General features: G+C 54.5%; 19 protein-coding genes. 13 read left to right on the top strand and 6 right to left on the bottom strand.

All coding sequences use genetic code 11. The features are described 5' to 3' along the window. Position 1: 1 nt before the first annotated feature. Both ABD971_RS09670 and ABD971_RS09675 read right to left on the bottom strand, forming a co-directional pair. Entirely contained in the window at positions 2 to 994 is a 993-nt protein-coding gene (locus ABD971_RS09670) for an anti-sigma factor family protein (protein ID WP_345321548.1), read from the bottom strand. Continuing rightward, the gene (locus ABD971_RS09675; protein ID WP_345321550.1) at positions 994 to 1,512 is read right to left on the bottom strand and encodes a sigma-70 family RNA polymerase sigma factor; all 519 of its coding nucleotides are present in this window, start codon (positions 1,510 to 1,512) and stop codon (positions 994 to 996) included. Before ABD971_RS09675 ends, ABD971_RS09670 begins: the two co-directional genes overlap by 1 nt. Before the next feature lie 549 nt (positions 1,513 to 2,061). Here ABD971_RS09675 and ABD971_RS09680 point away from each other — a divergent pair. The 5 genes from ABD971_RS09680 to ABD971_RS09700 all read left to right on the top strand — a co-directional run bounded on the left by ABD971_RS09680 (position 2,062) and on the right by ABD971_RS09700 (position 5,698). Next, positions 2,062 to 3,312: an RNA polymerase sigma factor gene (locus ABD971_RS09680; protein WP_425571278.1), complete on the top strand. Its 1,251-nt coding sequence runs from the start codon at positions 2,062 to 2,064 to the stop codon at positions 3,310 to 3,312. Between the two features lie 248 nt (positions 3,313 to 3,560). Continuing rightward, positions 3,561 to 4,412 (top strand): YciI family protein, encoded by an 852-nt coding sequence (locus ABD971_RS09685; RefSeq protein WP_345321554.1) that lies wholly within the window; start codon positions 3,561 to 3,563, stop codon positions 4,410 to 4,412. Between the two features lie 47 nt (positions 4,413 to 4,459). Continuing rightward, a complete protein-coding gene (locus ABD971_RS09690; protein ID WP_345321556.1) occupies positions 4,460 to 4,939 on the top strand; it encodes a VOC family protein in 480 nt (159 codons plus the stop codon). Positions 4,940 to 4,941: 2 nt separating this feature from the next. Next, positions 4,942 to 5,343 (top strand): DoxX family protein, encoded by a 402-nt coding sequence (locus ABD971_RS09695; RefSeq protein WP_339940537.1) that lies wholly within the window; start codon positions 4,942 to 4,944, stop codon positions 5,341 to 5,343. Between the two features lies 1 nt (position 5,344). Next, complete coding sequence (locus ABD971_RS09700; RefSeq protein ID WP_339940535.1) at positions 5,345 to 5,698, top strand: YciI family protein; 354 nt, start codon at positions 5,345 to 5,347, stop codon at positions 5,696 to 5,698. A 258-nt stretch (positions 5,699 to 5,956) separates the two neighbouring features. Here ABD971_RS09700 and ABD971_RS09705 read toward each other — a convergent pair whose 3' ends face one another. Next, positions 5,957 to 6,358 (bottom strand): leucine-rich repeat domain-containing protein, encoded by a 402-nt coding sequence (locus ABD971_RS09705; RefSeq protein ID WP_345321558.1) that lies wholly within the window; start codon positions 6,356 to 6,358, stop codon positions 5,957 to 5,959. 466 nt (positions 6,359 to 6,824) lie between these two features. Here ABD971_RS09705 and ABD971_RS09710 point away from each other — a divergent pair, with 466 nt between their 5' ends. The 7 genes from ABD971_RS09710 (at position 6,825) to ABD971_RS09740 (ending at position 14,228) form a co-directional block, all read left to right on the top strand. Continuing rightward, positions 6,825 to 9,020 carry a trypsin-like peptidase domain-containing protein gene (locus ABD971_RS09710; protein ID WP_345321560.1) on the top strand — a complete coding sequence of 732 codons (2,196 nt, stop codon included), beginning with the start codon at positions 6,825 to 6,827 and terminating at the stop codon, positions 9,018 to 9,020. 341 nt (positions 9,021 to 9,361) lie between these two features. Next, the gene (locus ABD971_RS09715; RefSeq protein ID WP_345321562.1) at positions 9,362 to 9,823 is read left to right on the top strand and encodes a hypothetical protein; all 462 of its coding nucleotides are present in this window, start codon (positions 9,362 to 9,364) and stop codon (positions 9,821 to 9,823) included. After that, complete coding sequence (locus tag ABD971_RS09720) at positions 9,813 to 10,265, top strand: MarR family winged helix-turn-helix transcriptional regulator (RefSeq protein ID WP_339940528.1); 453 nt, start codon at positions 9,813 to 9,815, stop codon at positions 10,263 to 10,265. Before ABD971_RS09715 ends, ABD971_RS09720 begins: the two co-directional genes overlap by 11 nt. A 101-nt stretch (positions 10,266 to 10,366) precedes the next feature. After that, positions 10,367 to 11,710 carry an alkyl sulfatase dimerization domain-containing protein gene (locus ABD971_RS09725; protein ID WP_345321564.1) on the top strand — a complete coding sequence of 448 codons (1,344 nt, stop codon included), beginning with the start codon at positions 10,367 to 10,369 and terminating at the stop codon, positions 11,708 to 11,710. A 276-nt stretch (positions 11,711 to 11,986) separates the two neighbouring features. Further along, the gene (locus ABD971_RS09730) at positions 11,987 to 12,547 is read left to right on the top strand and encodes a hypothetical protein (RefSeq protein WP_345321566.1); all 561 of its coding nucleotides are present in this window, start codon (positions 11,987 to 11,989) and stop codon (positions 12,545 to 12,547) included. A 153-nt stretch (positions 12,548 to 12,700) separates the two neighbouring features. Then, complete coding sequence (locus tag ABD971_RS09735; protein ID WP_345321568.1) at positions 12,701 to 13,708, top strand: zinc-binding alcohol dehydrogenase family protein; 1,008 nt, start codon at positions 12,701 to 12,703, stop codon at positions 13,706 to 13,708. Positions 13,709 to 13,817: 109 nt separating this feature from the next. Continuing rightward, positions 13,818 to 14,228, top strand: a complete 411-nt coding sequence (locus tag ABD971_RS09740; protein ID WP_345321570.1) for a DUF4437 domain-containing protein — start codon at positions 13,818 to 13,820, stop codon at positions 14,226 to 14,228. Here the strand turns inward: ABD971_RS09740 and ABD971_RS09745 are convergent. Beyond that, entirely contained in the window at positions 14,203 to 14,523 is a 321-nt protein-coding gene (locus ABD971_RS09745) for a DUF1801 domain-containing protein (protein WP_339940517.1), read from the bottom strand. The two genes, ABD971_RS09740 and ABD971_RS09745, sit on opposite strands and share 26 nt — an antisense overlap. Before the next feature lie 243 nt (positions 14,524 to 14,766). On the opposite strand from ABD971_RS09745, the gene ABD971_RS09750 reads away from it, so the two are divergent. Beyond that, a complete protein-coding gene (locus ABD971_RS09750) occupies positions 14,767 to 15,579 on the top strand; it encodes an ATP-grasp domain-containing protein (RefSeq protein WP_345321573.1) in 813 nt (270 codons plus the stop codon). A 431-nt stretch (positions 15,580 to 16,010) separates the two neighbouring features. On the opposite strand, the gene ABD971_RS09755 is transcribed toward ABD971_RS09750, so the two are convergent. Next, positions 16,011 to 16,451 carry a DUF2946 family protein gene (locus tag ABD971_RS09755; protein ID WP_345321575.1) on the bottom strand — a complete coding sequence of 147 codons (441 nt, stop codon included), beginning with the start codon at positions 16,449 to 16,451 and terminating at the stop codon, positions 16,011 to 16,013. Positions 16,452 to 16,900: 449 nt separating this feature from the next. Next, a complete protein-coding gene (locus ABD971_RS09760) occupies positions 16,901 to 17,230 on the bottom strand; it encodes a hypothetical protein (protein ID WP_339940513.1) in 330 nt (109 codons plus the stop codon). Positions 17,231 to 17,296: the final 66 nt, after the last annotated feature.

Here is a 17,296-nt window from a genome sequence, read left to right on the forward strand (position 1 = left end):
TTTACTCGTATTCCACGGCCTGTTCGGGGCCGTGATGGGGGGAATGGTCGAAATGGTTGTCTGGCAGGTTCCGCTCTTCGATAGCGGTCATCGTCAATGTGATTTTCTGGGGGCCGTAAGACATCTCTTCAAAACGCATCTCGCTAATCTTGCCACTTGATTCGGCGTAACGGATTTCCACTCGGGCCGCCCCACGGAAACCGGGTTTCTTGACGGCCACCATCTGTCGATAGATTTCACTGTCTCGCATGGCTGCTGGCTCGGAGTCTTCCCGAGGTAACAATTCCAAGTCATAAGCGGTGCGCAACGCTTCGAGTCCATCGTGCAGATTGTTGATAGGCAATCCGTCTTCGTGCCCCGGCAGATCTCGAGCGAACCTATTCAAGTCATCGCTATAACGAACGGACCCATCGGGTCGTACGGCCCAGCTTATCGCTGCGTTACTGCCCGTAATGAAGAATTCGCCTTGCGCGGTCTTGCGTGTGAGAACGAACTGGTTCGAACCACGAACGTCAAGCACCGCGCCGTCAAGAGAAGGTTTGGGGGGACGACGACGCTCGGGTGAGTTGGGATCTTGGTGTTTTGGTGGAATCACTGCTTCGAGAACGGATATCATAAACGTACGATCCATTGGCAAATCGTTGGCCTCGATGATTCGATTTAATTCTGCGATCGCGGCCGAAGCCGAAGGAGCATCTGCGGTTTGCCACAACAACGCAACGGCAAGCAATACAGCACAAGCGGTCGACGCTAGACCCGACGACCATCGTCCCCACACGCTCGATCGCGGTTTGTTGGGCAACACAACGTACGTCGCGTCATTTTCCGACGCGGCCAATTCGTTACGCAGTCGATCATGCAGCATTATGTAGGAAGCAAACTGCCGGGCGTGCTTTGGATCTGACTTGATCCATTGATTCAACTGAGCTTGCTGCTCACTCGAAAGTGAATCGTCGAGGTATCCGTGGATCAGTTCTTGATAATCAACGCTCATTAAACACTCGCCTCCAGTGACTTGCGTTCGATGCACCCTCTGAGATGATCCCGAAGTCGCTGCAGTGCTTTTGCGACTGAATTTGGCGTCATGTCAGTTTCGGTGGCAATCGCGGCTGGCTTCATGTCGTCTCGGTACCGCAGGCCAATCAACTTTTTCGCGCGACCATCCAGGGATCCAAGGCAGTCCTGAAGGAAATCGAGTGCGTGCGAACGTTCTTGTGCTTCTTCATGAAGTGCGATGGCAAGGCAAGCGACCGCGTCGTCATCAAACACCAGCGGATCTCGGCTCCGGCGTCGCAAGTAAAGCCCCACCTGCCGCCGCGCGATTCCGATCGCCCAGGGGATGAAGGGCGAATCGGAATCGTAGGTGTGGAACGATTCAACGACCGCCACGGCAACGTTCTGCAGCACATCGTCACGATCGCGGAAATCACGGACGACCGAGGCTATGAACGCCGAGACTGCTGGCTGGGCCAAAGTCCAATGGCGGGTCGCTTGTCGGGTTATCTCGTCCACAAATTTCTCCACATAAAAAACTTCCTCACGTACTTACTTATCCGAGCGACGTGTTTTATGACTCACCATTTGCGAATTTTGAGGAATTCTTCCGTTCTACACCATCATGCCCATCACTCAGCCGACACTCATGCCAAGGCGAAGCGAACAAAATTTCACACTCGTCACGCAACCGAGAAACCGATCTCCTTCGCCATACCCGCCCGACTGGCCTCCGGTTCCCCAATTGCGTAAAGTCGCGAGCTTAACACACCCCCCTGACGGCATGGGCAGTCATTGGCATCGATCTTCTCGCCGGTGCTGTGGGTATGCGTTTGGGCGCCAGATTGGCGGGAATTGACGTTTAGAAATCAGGCGAACGACAACAAATGGTTGATCCGTGACTTCCTGCGAATTGCCCGGTTACTAAAGCTTGACTCGGTAGGGCGAACCCGATTCGGCGCAACAATCTGTGACCGGCGGGAATTTTCAAGTGGTCGTTCCGTTCTTCCCAAACGCCGTTCTTCCCAAACGCCCTTCTTCCCAAACGGTTGAGCCGCAGCGAAAATCATCCAGATGATTGAACCGGTTCACCAACAAATCGAACAGATTTTCCACGAAGCATCGCGACAGATCTTCGCTTCGCTTGCGCGTACGCTACGTGATCTTGATTTGGCGGAAGACGCGATGCAGGAGGCGTTCGCATCGGCGGCAGCGCAATGGCCGGGCGAGGGGGTACCCGAGAATCCGGTCGCTTGGCTCATCACGACCGGGCGATTCAAGGCGATTGACACGATTCGCCGACGCGAAAAGCTTCAACAGATCAGCACCGAGATCGCCGAACGAATGCAACAGGTCGCGGGTGCAAATGCTTCGCATGCCGCAACCGATATCAAAGATGACCGATTGCGATTGATCTTCACCTGCTGTCACCCCGCGATCGATTTGAAGGTGCAAGTTCCTCTGACGCTTCGCGAAGTTTGTGGTTTAACTACTGACGAGATTGCTCGAGCGTTCCTGACAACGCCGGCCACAATGGCTCAGCGAATCGTTCGTGGCAAAGCGAAGATTCGTGATGCAGCGATTCCGTTTGTCATTCCTGATCTCTCCGAACTTCCCGAGCGTCTTGATTCGGTGCTGTCGGTGATCTATCTGATCTTCAACGAAGGCTACTCGGCGTCGAGTGGTGATTCGATCACGCGAGCCGACTTGTCGAGTGAGGCGATTCGGCTGTGCCGGCTCGTGCTTCCATTGATGGAAGACGCCGAAGTGATGGGGCTGTTGGCACTGATGCTGCTTCATGAATCGCGTCGCGAAACACGACAAACCCCTGATGGCGACATCGTCCTGCTCGAGGATCAGGACCGGAGCCGCTGGGACCGCGACTTGATTGCCGAGGGCCAGCGGTTGATCGAGCGGTCGCTCGCTTCACGTCGGTTTGGTTTCTATACGATCCAAGCAGCAATCTCGGCCGTTCATGCTGACGCCGTGACTGCCAACGATACGGATTGGGATCAGATCGTATCGCTTTACGACGTGCTATTTCGGATTGAACCAACGTCGGTCATCCAGCTCAACCGAGCCGTTGCCGTGGCGATGCGAGATGGAGCCGAATCCGGGCTGACGATCATTCAAACGATTCTGGATCGCGGTGACCTGCTAGGCTACTCGCTGGCCCATTCCGCTCGGGGTGAGCTACTTCGGCGAGTCGGTCGCACCGCGGATGCGATCGAAGCGTTTGAAACAGCGATGGCGCTTACCGAGCAGGCATCCGAGAAACGTTTTCTACAAGAGAAACTTCGTAAATTGCGGGCGTTTTGAATTCGGAGTCATGCCCGCGCAAAAATCTTTGAAAAATCATCAATCGGCTGTCGATTCTGGAATCCGCCATTCGACTCCATAGTACAAAGCCGACGATATGCCGCACGCCGTGGAGCTGATGTCCAAGCATCCAGGAGTCAAAGTGGGGCCGTTTGAGATTCGCCCTGCCGACGAAACAATCAACGCGATGATCGAAGCGCGAAATCAGTTAACCAAATAACCTTAGCCAAGATGAGGAGCTAGAAGCAATGAGAGTCATGGTCATCGTAAAAGCGTCACCGAGTTCGGAGGCGGGCGAGTTACCCAGCACGGAACTGCTCGAGGCAATGGGGAAATACAACGAGGAACTCGTCAAAGCCGGCATCATGAAATCCGGCGACGGGCTGAAACCGAGTTCGACGGGATTGCGAGTGCGATTCCGTGGCAACGAGCGGATCGTTACCGATGGTCCGTTTGCAGAAACCTCCGAGTTGATCGCTGGTTACTGGTTGTGGGAAGTCGCATCGATGGACGAAGCGGTCGAGTGGGTGAAGCGATGCCCCAATCCGATGAGAGAAGAATCGGATATCGAGATTCGCCAGTTCTATGAAATGGATGATTTCGCAGCCAGCGATCCTGATGGTAAGGTTGCTGCGCACGAAGACAAACTGCGGGCCTCCGTCGCGATGCAGGACAGCACGCTTGCTCCGTATCTGTTTTTCGCAGGCCGCTGTGACGAAGCACTTGAGTTTTACAAACACGCTCTCGGAGCAACCGTCGCGATGCTGATGCGTTTCAACGAGAGTCCGGATGCCACACCCGAGGGCATGCTGCAAAAAGGATTTGAAAACAAAGTCATGCACGCAACCGTCCAGATCGGAAAGTTGACTGTGATGTGTTCCGACGGGTGCAATGACAAATCAACGTTTGATGGATTCCGGCTGGCTCTTTCGCTTCCGTCGGAAGATAGCTGCACTGGCGTGTTTAATTCGCTCGCCGAGGGTGGCAAAATCGACATGCCGCTCAGCAAAACGTTCTGGTCGCCGCTGTATGGGATGGTCACAGACAAGTTTGGCGTGGGCTGGATGGTGATGGTGCCCGGCGAACAGTCTTGCGTCTGAATGGAAAGACACGAAACAACGAACGAGAACAAAAAGGAATAACTAAAATGCGACAAGCGATCACACCTTGCCTATGGTTTAACGACAACGCCGATCAGGCGGCGGAGTTTTATACGTCGGTGTTCGACGATTCGAGAATCCTGCACAAGATGATCGCCCATGACGATTGGCCAGGCGGTAAGGCTGGCGACGTCATCCTCGTTGAGTTTGAACTGAGAGGTCAATCCTATCAGGCACTTGGCGGCGGTCCGAACGAACCGTTCAATGATCGCGTTTCGCTATCGGTCACTTGCAAAGACCAAGCGGAAGTCGACCGCTACTGGGATGCGCTTACGGCCGATGGGGGTGAGCCGATCATGTGTGGTTGGCTCAAGGACAAGTTCGGCATGAGATGGCAAATTGTACCCGAAGAATTTTATGACTTGGTCAACGGCGATGACGCTGAAAAGTCACGACGCGTGATGCAAGCGATGATGCAAATGGTGAAGCTGGACATCGCGAAACTGAAACAAGCTTATCAAGGATGAAGATGAACGGTTCAAAAAAGCTGCGTACAGCGGGGTGGGGATTAAGTGTCCTTATCTCACTGTTGTTGATAGGCGCAAGTGCAAGTGGCAAGTTTACATCGTGGGAAGGCAAGACGGAAATGTTTGCCAAGATGGGATGGGACGAGGGCGTCATGTTCAAGATCGGTATTGTCGAGGTGGTCATCGCGGTTCTATTCTTGGTTCCTCGCACCGCATTCGTCGCCACAATTCTGCTCTCGGCCTACCTGGGCGGGGCGACGGCAACGCATGTCCGCGTGGGCGAAGCGTTCTTCGTCCCGATCATCTTGGGTGTCCTGGCGTGGATTGCCCTCGGGCTGCGGCAGCCTGACATCTTCCGTCTTGCCATTGGCAAACCAAACCAACGAACCGAGACCGAGGTCTGAAATGAAATACATGCTGCTAATCTACACACGGGAAGACTGCTGGACGGAAGACGAACGCAAGGAGTGTATGATCGAGTCGATGGCAATCTGCAAAGAATTGGAAGCCGAGGGCAAGTGGATCGCTTCGTCACCGCTACATTCTGTCGAGACAGCGACAAGCGTCCGAGTCCGCGAGGGTCGAAGGCAAATCACCGACGGGCCGTTCGCAGAAACGACCGAGCAACTGGGTGGCTACTACTTGATCGACGTTGAGAATCTCGACGAAGCCATCGCCATCGCCGCCAGGATTCCGCCCGCAAAAAAAGGGACGGTGGAGATTCGCCCGGTGTACCCGCTGCCGGAGTTGCCACAATAGATACCGATCGGTGCAAAACACCGAGTGTCCGATTGGCGACGATTACATCGTAGCGATCACACAAGGTGATATGCGAAACGATGGACCGCTGATGGATCTTCACCAAAGGTTCAGCGAGTCGGCACGCCAATCGGAGAGGCTCTCAGCGAATGAACGAGAACGTTGCTCCGACCACATCGCGGTCTACTGCGAGTTGCACTCGCATCCTGACAACTCGGATTTGTTCGGTGGTGAGCAGCCGTGGCCGACGACGGGCTGTTATGCGAGAATTTCGGCATGAGGCAATCCCGCGCGCAGCGTTTGTACTCCTTGCGGAGTGAGCTGCGTGTCGGCGACATCGATGTAGTTCAGCGTCATGCCGACGAGGATGCCCACCGATGCGTCGGTGACTTGCGTCCCGCACAGGTTGAGTCGAGTGAGCTTAGGGAGCTGCGCAATCAACTCGATCGCGTGATCCGAAATGCCGGTCTTCCAGAAGCTGATCCCTTCGAGATTTGAAAGCGGCAGCAGCGCTTCGACGTCGGCATCAGAGATCTCCACTTGGTTAAAGTTGATATCGACGATGTCCTCGTTCGGGATTTTTTGCCGACTTCGAAAAGCTTCCCCAAGGAACGTGAAGCGAACTCCTCGGTTCGTCAAGTCGATCAAAGCGGCATCCATCGAACATCTCTCTGTTGCGAATCCATCTCTCTGTTGCGAATCATCGGGATGGGGAGTTCATCGAGCAGCGGACACTCCGCCTGTGGTCATCTCACGATTTTGGACCTTGCAACTCTCATGCCATTTCTCGCGAACCAATCGCTCTCGTTCGCGGGCGGCTTACGCGGGTGAATATTGGTCTGATGAAGTGAACTCGCGTCGATTGATTGGTAGCCACCGTCACCAAGCGGTGGACGCCGTGACGCTGGAAGTCGTTCCGGATGGAATCTTTAGAAGTTTGAAAGTGGTTCAACTACGCTTTGCAAGATATTTTGCCGTTTGCCACCGCGAGATCGAAATAAGTAACTCTAGTCATTTGACAAGGATTATCGTGGTGGCGAACATCAGGTGAGTCAGCGACCGCCGTGGTATGGCCGAAAAATTCACGGCATGTGTTTATTTTGTTTTCTCCAAACGGAGTGTAAACGTGCGTCTGCTTTTAATTGCCCTGATATTTCTTGGTGGGAGTGTGACGCTTCGGCTAAAGCCGACGCGAGGTACCGAGCTGGACAGTGCCGAACGACGATATGATGATTTGGAGTCGATCGAGCAGCGTGTCCAGCATGTTTTGAAGACGGTCACACCGGCCGTTGTGAAAATCACGGAAAAACTAGAAGACAACCTAGGCTGGAGTGGCGTCATCGCGACTGCGGACGGCTACGTTGTCAGTTGTGCGCATCACGGCATGTCTCCCGGTGAACGTGTCTTCGTTCATCTTTCCGACGGCCGCATTGTTCCGGCGCGGATGCACGGCTTGAACGATAACTTGGACATCTCGCTCTTTAAAATTTCGGTCACTGGCCCCTGGCCGCACGTCGCATTTGGAAAATCGACGGAGATGAAACCTGAGCAGCCTTGTGTTGCAATTGGGTATCCGAACATCGAAGCTCCCGCAAGCGATCGCACTCCTACCATCCGCATGGGAAGGATCGTGCTCGCAGATGCCGCTCCCTGGGTGGTCGTTAGTTCTTGTCGCGTAAAGCAAGGAGACTCCGGCGGTGGCCTCTTCGACCTGGACGGCGGGCTCATCGGTGTTTGTTCAGGTAGTGGAGCTTTAACGAGGGCTAGCACCCGTCATGTAGGGATCGAACTGTTTGAGCGATACTGGAACGACTTAACGGAGACGAAACGTTTCGAATCGCCTACGGACGATGAGGCTGATGATCGCGTGGCGTCTATTCGTCCAGCCCTCAGCCGCGTCGAGCTAACGCCGAAGCGAGGCTTGGGGCAAATCGAGGCTGCGTTCTACGATTCGCTGCAGGACGCTCCCACCGTCGCGGTCGAAGTGCTCTGCGACGGAGAGCAGAAGGTTCTAGGAACGATCGTCGATTCGGAAGGTTGGGTTCTTACCAAGTCGAGTGAGTTATTCGGCAACGTCGCCATTCGGCTGGCGGATGGACGGGAGTTGCCAGCCCAGCTACACGGGACGTCGCACGAGTTCGACTTGGCGATTCTGAAAGTATCGGGTACCGAGTTGCCACAAATCCGCTGGAGTGACCGCGGCATCCCGCTCTCGGGCACGATGGTTGCAGCTACGGGAAGCCGGCAGGTGCCTGGAACCGTGGGCATCGTTTCTCATCCAAGTCGTGACGTTCCCGCAGAGAGAGGGACCATCATTGGGTCAGTCCAACTGCAGTCAACTGATCCCGTGGCAAGAGTATGGAAAGTTGGCAGGTCTGAGAAGTTCTTTGCCAATCCGTTTCATAAGGGGGATATTGTCACGAAGATCGATGACGTGCCCACACCGAATTTTAAGAGCCTGATTGAACTGAATGGAGGGCCTAACGATGGACGTCTTCCCGGCAAAATTGTGGGCGATCAGATGCTTGCGATGGTCGAGCGAGACGGCCAGCCGGTACGACTTCATTTCCAGCTTGATGGGCTCACTAGTCCGATGGCCGGCGAACTCTATCCCAGTGGACGCTTCACCGGATTTCCTTGCGTCTATAGCACGGACATTCTCGTTCTTCCGGAAATGTGCGGAGGTCCGCTGGTGGATCGATCGGGTCAAGTCACGGGTATCGTCATTTCGGCGGCCAACAACGAAACCGAAACCTACGTCATTCCAGCCGAAGTCGCCCGGAGTGCGAGTCAGGAGCTGATCGAAAAAGCTCGACCTGACGCCCTGCCGACCGTGGCACACTCCGATACTCCGTCAACGTATAGGCCGGCAAGAGTGGGCGACGGGGCACCGGAGTTTAAAGTCGAGACGATCAACGGTGAGACATTCCGGCTCTCCGACCAGCGGGGTAAGGTCGTCGTGTTATGCTTTTGGATGATGCATTCGGAGCTTTGTAGACTGGAACTTGCGAGTTTGCGGGCACTTCATAACGACCTGATTCGCGACAATGAGGACTGTGCGATGATCAGTCTGTACACCGATCCAGAGCAATGGGAGCCCGATTTCAAAGTCCATACGAAACAGGTCAAGATCGACTGGCCGGTAGCGTGGATCCGAAGCCATTCCTCCATTTCCGCCGATTACCTCACGCGGCATATACAGCCTTGCCTAGTCCTGGTTGGCCCCAATGGCAAGATACTACTGCGAGACCACAACATTACGAGGTTCCGGGAGGCGTTTACTCGAATCGTGGCGTCAATCGATGACGATTTTTCGAGTTAGCGGAAACCCAGAGAAAAGGAAGTGATCCTGCTGAAACTCACTACTCGCAATTCATTCTTCGTTCGCCTTTGGGGCGTCGCTTTGATGGCTGGTTCGAGCCCCGTATGGGGGCAAGCAGATACTGTTAATTTACCTCCGCGAAATTCGAACCGTTCGCTGCTCAAAGGCTTTAGAGCATCCAAAATATTGGATGGAGTAAGCCGGTATCCACTTTTTTCTCCCAAAGCATTGACTGGCGGATAAATGGCTGTAATATACAGGTATGTGGCTTGCGTATTGGACGAGGCAACGAGTCTGGTACTGCAGGACTCGTTGCCTCGTCCACTACTGAACCGATTGATATGCCTCCACCTGAAAAACGCAGCGTTCGACTTCCACGTCTCGCCTTCGTCGTGCGGATACTGTTTGCACTCTTCCTGTTCGGCACGGGGATCATGACGATGGGGTTTGGCGTGAACGGGTATCCGGTTGGCGATCCGCCAAGTGAACTCGATCAATTCATGCTCGCGATTGAGAAGACAGGCTATCTGATCTTTTGGGTTGGCTTTCTGAAGACGGTCGCGGGTGGGCTGATGTTCTTCCCGCGGACAGCGCCGCTGGCGATCCTGATGTCGCTGCCGTATGCGTTCAATATCTTGTTGTACGTGATCTTCTTTGCCCATCAATATCTGGTCGTCGGGCTTCCCGATTTCGCAGCGTGTGCTCTGCTGATCTACTGTTACTTTGACTGGTATCGTCCGATCTTTGCGAAACCGACCACCGTCTCGATTCAAGATTCATCCGGAGGCGAACATGCACTTTGACTCGGAGTCCTCGCCCGGATTCGCGATCGGGCGAGTTGCTTATCTGATTCGTTCTGCAATGGCTGCGGTGCTGAAGCGTGCCGGGTGGCCGTTTTCACCGGAGGAAACGCAAGCATTGATCAGTTTGCTGGATGCCGGCCGGCCGCTGAGCATGAACGAGTTGGCGTCGCTGATGATTCGTGATCCGACGACGGTCAAACGTCAGTTGGATCGGCTCGTCCAGCAGAAGTTTGTCCAGCGAAGCGAGTCAAGTGAAGACGCTCGGATCGTGATGGTCGGATTGACTCGCCGCGGCGAGCAGAAACTTCAAACCGTCCTGCCGCTGTTAGACGACTTGCGAGAAACAACACTCAAGGGCATCTCGAAGTCGGAGCTGGAAGTGACGCGAAACGTTCTGCGAAAGATGCAGGCGAACTTATTGGCACGCCAAACTTTCGAATGACGGTTCACCGTCGTGGACCAGGTAACGAGTCCGTGTTTCGATTTCAGGGTGGAGGGACTCGTCGCCTCTTCCACGACAACCAATTTCAAAGGAATAATCACATGAACAAAATCATCTTCTCTCTCTGCCTTGTGCTTTCTGGTGCCAGTGTCGGCATTGCTCAAGAAGTGACCGGTGCTACTGAGCGGCTGCGAAACCAGAACGCCCAATTCCAAGAACAAGTTGTCAAAGTCGCTGACAATGTCCACGTTGCCGTCGGCTTCAGCCCGGCCAACGTTTCGATGATCGAAGGCGATGATGGACTGGTCATCATCGACACCGGCATGTCGGTTGAGGATGGCACTCGCATCATGGATGAATTCCGTAAGCTCAGTGACAAACCGGTCAAGGCGATCATCTTTACCCACGCCCATGGCGATCACACAGGCGGTGCGGCGGCGTTTCTCGGTGACGAGCGACCGCAGATTTGGGCACACGAAAACTTTGGCAGCGAAGCCGGTCCGTGGAAAGCCGGCGGGCTGACGTTTCAAAACGTTCGCGGTGCGAGGCAAGCCGGATTCAAGCTGCCGCCCGAGCAGCGGATCAACAACGGTGTCGCACCGGCCCGATACCCCCGACGCGGTGGAGCCGTCTTTTCATCTGGCAGAGAAACCATGCCGACTCATTTCCTTGACGGCGATCGAAAAACGGTCAGTGTCGCCGGAGTGGAAGTCGAACTCGTTGCCGCTCCGGGCGAGACCAACGATGAATTGTTCGTCTGGTTTCCGGCGAGCAAAGTCGTGTTCGCGGGCGACAATTTCTATCGATCATTTCCGAACCTGTACGCGATTCGCGGCACTCCCAATCGCAGCACGCGGCTGTGGGCCGAAAGCCTCGGTAAGATGGCCGACATCGATGCTGTTGCCTTGGTCGGCGGTCACACCAATCCAATTCTCGGAGCAGAACAAGTCAAGCAAGTTCTGAACGATTACCGCGACGCGGTGCAGTTCATCCACGACAAAACGGTGGAAGGAATCAACAAAGGACTAACGCCGGACGAGTTGGTTGAGTATGTGCAACTTCCTGAGGAGCTCGCGAGCAAAGAATACTTGCAACCGTTCTACGGACATCCGGACTGGGGCGTCCGCACGACTTTCAACTACTACCTCGGCTGGTTTGACGGCAATCCATCAAACTTGTTTCCGCTGCCGCCCAAGGCAGAAGCCGAGCGGGTCGCAAAGCTGGCTGGCGGAATCGACAAGCTTTTGGAATCTGCCCGCGAAGCACTGGCTGCGGACGATAACCAATGGGCTGCACAACTTGCCGATCACTTGCTTGCGATCGACTCTGACGACAAGAACGCGAAGCAAATCAAAGCCGACGCATTAACTAAACTTGCCGGCAACATGGTCAACGCGACCGCACGCAACTACTACCTGACCGTCGCTCGCGAGCTAAGGGAATGATTTCGCGGCAGGTCGCAAGCAGCCTACCGCTAAGGTACTGGACGAGACGTAGTGGGCGAGGCAACGAGTCCCTGTTTTGACAGATATTCGTATTGGACGAGGCAACGAGTCCTTTTTTGGCGGAGCGAGTCCTTTTTTGGGCAGAGATTGGAAAGGACTCGTAGCCTCGTCCACTACGTCCCATTTTGGCAGAGAATGAGCGGGCCTCGTCCACTACGTCCCATTTTGGCAGAGAATGAGCGGGCCTCGTCCACTACGTTGCATAAGGGAGGACTTATGAACAAACGAGATCATCTTAGGCGACTTGAGCGAGAGCATTATCAAGGTGATGCGATTGTTCACTGGACTCTCACCATGGTCGAGCGAAAGCGGGGATGGCTATCTGCAATGTTCCTATATCGCTTTCGCGAATTGCTGACGCATACTCTGTTCCGATACGGTCTAGCCTGCCCGATGTTTTGTCTCATGCCCGATCATATTCACATGGTATGGATGGGACTTTGCGATGGAAGCGATCAGCTCAATGCAATGAAACACTTCCGTCCGAGATGCAACGAATCACTGGAAAGGATCGGTTTTGACCTTCAGGATCAGGCTTACGATCACGTTTTCACCGACGAAGAGCGTCGGGATACCGAATTCCAAAATACGTGCCAGTACATCGCCAGAAATCCTGAGCGCGCAGGACTTGTCGAGCCGGATACGTTTGCATCGTACAGATTCACCGGATGTCTAGTGCCTGGATACCCCGAACTGCGTCCGTTCGTTGCGGATTATTGGGATCGCTTCGACAAGGTCATATCCTTTCTACGAAAAGATGGCCTGATGAGAACGTAGAGGTTCTTCGCGTAACGGACCAGGCAGCGAGTCCCTGTCGCGGAGCATGTGATTTCATCCCAAAAAGACAAGAAAAAAGATCATCTTAGGCAGCGGGGCGGGGTTATCCGTGGGACTCGTTGCCTCGTCCACTACCCAAACAGGAGAGAAAAAATGAAAGCGATAGGATACACGCAAGCCGGCCCAATCGACGCCGCTGATTCATTGGTCGAAGTTGAAGCAGAAACACCCGAACTGCGACCTCACGATCTGTTGGTCGAAGTGCGAGGAGTCTCGGTCAATCCCGTGGACGTCAAAGTCCGCGAGAATCAACAACCTGACAGCGGCACCAAGATCATTGGCTATGACGCCGCTGGAGTAGTGCAACAGGTCGGCAGCGAGGTCAGCAAGTTCAAAGTCGGTGACGAGGTCTTTTATGCTGGCGATATCACGCGGCCGGGCACCAACGCGGAATTACACGCGGTGGACGAACGGATCGTCGGCAAGAAACCCAAGTCGCTTGGATTTGCCGAAGCCGCTGGGTTCCCACTGACGTCAATAACGGCGTGGGAGCTATTGTTCGACTCACTGGCCGTGAAGGAAGGTGACGGCAACGGTGAGAGTCTGCTAGTGATCGGCGGCGCTGGTGGTGTTGGGTCGATTCTTATCCAGCTTGCCAAACAGCTCACCGGACTGACCGTCGTCGCCACGGCGTCGCGTCCAGAAACGGTCCGTTGGGTTCAGAAGATGGGGGCCGACCACGTCATCAATCATCGCGAGTCACTGGTCGATCAACTGAAGGCACTGAAACTTGAGCCTCGCTACGTTGCGTCGCTAACAGGAACGGCTGGTCACTTTCCGGCAATCATTGAACTGATCAAGCCGCGCGGTCACGTCGCATTCATTGACGATCCGGAAACATTGGACATCAAATCGGGTAAGCCGAAAGCTCTGAGCTTTAGCTGGGAGTTCATGTTTGCCCGCTCGATGTTCCAAACCGATGACATCGAAAAACAACACCAGCTATTGAATCGAGTTTCGGAATTGGTTGACGACGGCACGCTGATTTCGACCGTAAATAACAATCTCGGAAAGATCAGCGTCGACTCGCTCAAAAAGGCCCACGCCGAGCAAGAGAGTAGTCGAGCGATTGGTAAGAATGTGCTTGACGGATTTAATTAAAGACGGCTTTGCGCAAATTCGCCTCGTCCACTACGAAAAATGTGGGAGGGACTCGTTGCCTCGTCCACTACGGCAATCCCAAAAATGAACATTCATTAAGGTTCAACCAATGATTTATTCCCGAACCACAGCTTCGCTACTGCTCGCGTTTGCCATCGGCGTTTTTGCATCCGCATCTGACGGCGTCGCTCAAGAGCAAGCAACCAAGTCAACGTCTAGCGTGGTCTTGGCTTCGGAAGCTGAGTGGACGCAGCTCAACCCGCCTCGCGGCGACGCCAGCCCGCAAGCGGCAACGCTTTGGGGCGCCCGAGCAGGGACGCAGGCGATGGGGTTTCTCGTAAAATTCGTGGACGGATTTTCCTCACCGCCTCACATTCACAATGTCACTTACCGAGGCGTGGTGATCGGTTCGACGTGGTTCCGCAACAGGTCAGTTATCCAACGCCTCCACGATCGGCGACTTGTGAACGATCAATCGCATGACCATGACACTGTCAAAGCTTGCTCGATCCTCTGGTGAAACGCTTGACGACTTTTGCATCGACATCATCGAGGCTTTTGTACGTCAGGTGCCGGCGAAACTTTCCGCCGCCCTCGAGTAACCCATCCGGGTCGGCGAGTTCGTTTCCTTTGGCGAACGACAGCTGCACGTGAGTCTTGTACGGGAACACGCCGCAGAACTGCCCTTCCTTCTCGTCGGGCTTTAACGTGTAGAGCGTCCCACCGTACTTCGCAACCTTGGTCGCTTTCGGAACCGCCGCCATCACAAGCGAATCAAGCAATTCAATGAGGTTTTGTTTTTCTGAATCAGTCATGGTGAACGGACGAAGTCGGAGCGGTGAAGGAGGAATGATTGATTGTGGTTTCAGGCGTTCTTTGCACAGGTTAGCAAGATGACGGTCAACGTGTTGGCTTCTTCGGTGAGTGAGCGTCAACCCAACGGTGGCTAAGACGGCGCCAGGAATCCCGCTTCGTGCGAACCCTACTCGGTCGTTACGCGTCAATCAATTGGCGAAAACTTTGCATCTTCGGCGAAAATTCAAACAAGTTCAAACACCATGACCTCGGTAACCTGGATTCTTGAATCGGACGTGTTTCCCAATTCCCACGGGAGGTTGCGAAAGGCCATTTCCGACGCGGACCACCGAATTGTCGATTCGCAGGATGATTGGTGGCTGCATGAGCCGCCGGATTTTGATCCAGAGACTCCCGTCATTTTTCACGGCTCGCTCGGCAATGCTGCCGTCATCGAGATGAAAGCAATTGGGAATCCAGGTTCATTCTGTCCGGTAAATGAGTTTTGCTGTACGGCGTGGTATCCACGAGCAAGTCGTTGGTTAATGCATCAGGATTGGCGGTGTTTGCCAGCGAATGAGTTGATTGCCAATGCGACCGACGTGGCTGCCGGAATCGGTTGCCTGGATCGCGTCTTTGTTCGGCCAGACAGCCCATTAAAACCGTTTAGCGGTCGGGTGCTGGATGTCGATTCGATTTCGTTGAAAGCACTCGACCACGGATTCTACTACGAAGAAGACACGCTACCAGTGATTGTTGCACCAGTGGTCGAGGTTGGCCGTGAGTGGAGGTTTGTCGTGGTTCAGGGGCGAGTTGTTGCCGGCAGCGGGTACGACGCGGGCACGCGGCGTGCGGTCGACAGTGGGGGTGACGTCAAAGCCCGTGATTTAGCTGACGAAGTGGCATCGTCGATGCCGTCACCTTGCCCGGTGTATGTTTTGGACGTTTGTCAAGTTGGAGGCGAGTATCATCTTATTGAACTCAATCCGTTTGGCGGTGCTGACTTGTACGATTGCGACGCGGCGGCGATTGTGAGTGCCGTATCAAACTACGCCATCCAGAATCATCCATTATGAAATAAGTTTGACGACAAGATCTTGCGGCGGCGGACTGTAACCGTGATCGTGGTTTTTATCGACGATGATCACTTGGATCACCGATCGAGCCCGCTTTCGCGGACTCGTTCGCAAGCATCACGCCAGCTTCGAAACGCCATTCCTTTGTGATGCCAGAGCGGAGTGGGAGGGGCCGCGATTTGTGGCGCACCGAAAGCCTTGATTTGCAAAAGAAGCCCCACCGCGCAGGCACGACCGATCGGGTTTGGTCGGACCGGTGACCGGTCACACCGCGCGCGGCGAGACATCTGAAGTCGTGAGCCTATTAGGGAGGAATGCACGCAAAAGCCGCGCAGCAATCCATCCCAACTGTGGTGGAGATACCCTCAAAACAGCATTCAGCTGTCTCGATCAAGTAAGACAAGCAGAAAGCCTATCTCAACATCTTGAGCCTAAGCCAACGCTGGTGGACCGCGTGGATTCGCGATCGAAAGAGAAGCCGACGCGAACACGGACTCGGCTGGCAAAAGAGCGGGCTGAGAAACTAAGCCTGTTACGATCGGCAGGCTTAATTGCCAGGTTACGCCGCAGGGACTGGCAAGCGATTGGCAGATCAAACAGTTGTCAGAATCGTGCTCGTGATGTGAGCCGTCGTCACCGGCAATTCGTAGACGATCTTGGTCGGTTGCGGATGCATCATCATCATGGTGATGATGACAACAGTGCGAACAGGTCGGCTCCGTTTTCTCGCTGGAAACACTGTCGCTGGAGACACAGGCTTTCGCGTGGGAATGACCTTCGCAGGTGGCCACGTGCAACCATGCTGGTGCATGCCCGAAGGCAATCATGCAGCACAGGATGCTCGATAGGACAGGCCGAACCAGCGAAGTCATTGGGGACGTTCGTTAATAGAGAGAGTTATGTTGCAAAATGGTCCGACCAAAGATCATTGCTGCTCATTACGATGACCAACGAAATACGGTTCGTCAAGTCAGTTCAAAAACTTTTCTCCTGGCTCTCTCGTGCTATCAAGCTGATGGCGAACTCAGCATTTAGATTGGATGAAGCCCGATGAAAATCCGCGGCGGGCCGAACGCATTCGCTTGACGCTGCGTAACCGCCCGATAACAATTCGCTCAATCCTTGGTCGGACCGATGAGTTGAATAAGACGTTGGATATCGACGTCCCAAAATACCTTATGCTCTACACGAGTTCCGATCCTTTGTCCTCTCTCCGCCCTCTAACGACTTACCTTTTGCTGGCGACCATGTTGCTCGGCAACGTCGCCGGGTGGGTCCATGTGAGTTGCTGTCATGGGACTGCTGATCGTTCCGTCGCGAGTCATTCGAGCGAGACGGCGGCGGTTGCTTGCTGCAGCCACTGCCATTGCGAATCGGAACGCCAAACGGAGGCAGCACCCGAGGACGATTCGTCGACTCCGCAGCAAGAATCGGTTCCCCACAATTCGGAATCGTGCCATGTTTGCCAGAACCTGTTCACTTCGCGGCACGCGATTCTGACATCCAGCCCAATGGCGGTCTGGGAGCCACTGGCGATTTGTCGTGTTCGGCCCGAGCTTGATGATGTCTCGGTCGAATCCATCTTTCGCAGCGGAGTTTCTGTCCGAGGGCCACCGAGCGCTTGAAGACGTTCGTTGTTTATCCGTGGCATAGGCTGTTTGCGTGCGCCGTCCCTGGCGTAGGAGATTTTTTTGAAGATCCCTGCGCGGACGGGGAT

The sequence above is a fragment of the Novipirellula rosea genome (genome assembly GCF_039541335.1).
GTDB classification, from domain to species: Bacteria; Planctomycetota; Planctomycetia; order Pirellulales; family Pirellulaceae; genus Novipirellula; species Novipirellula rosea.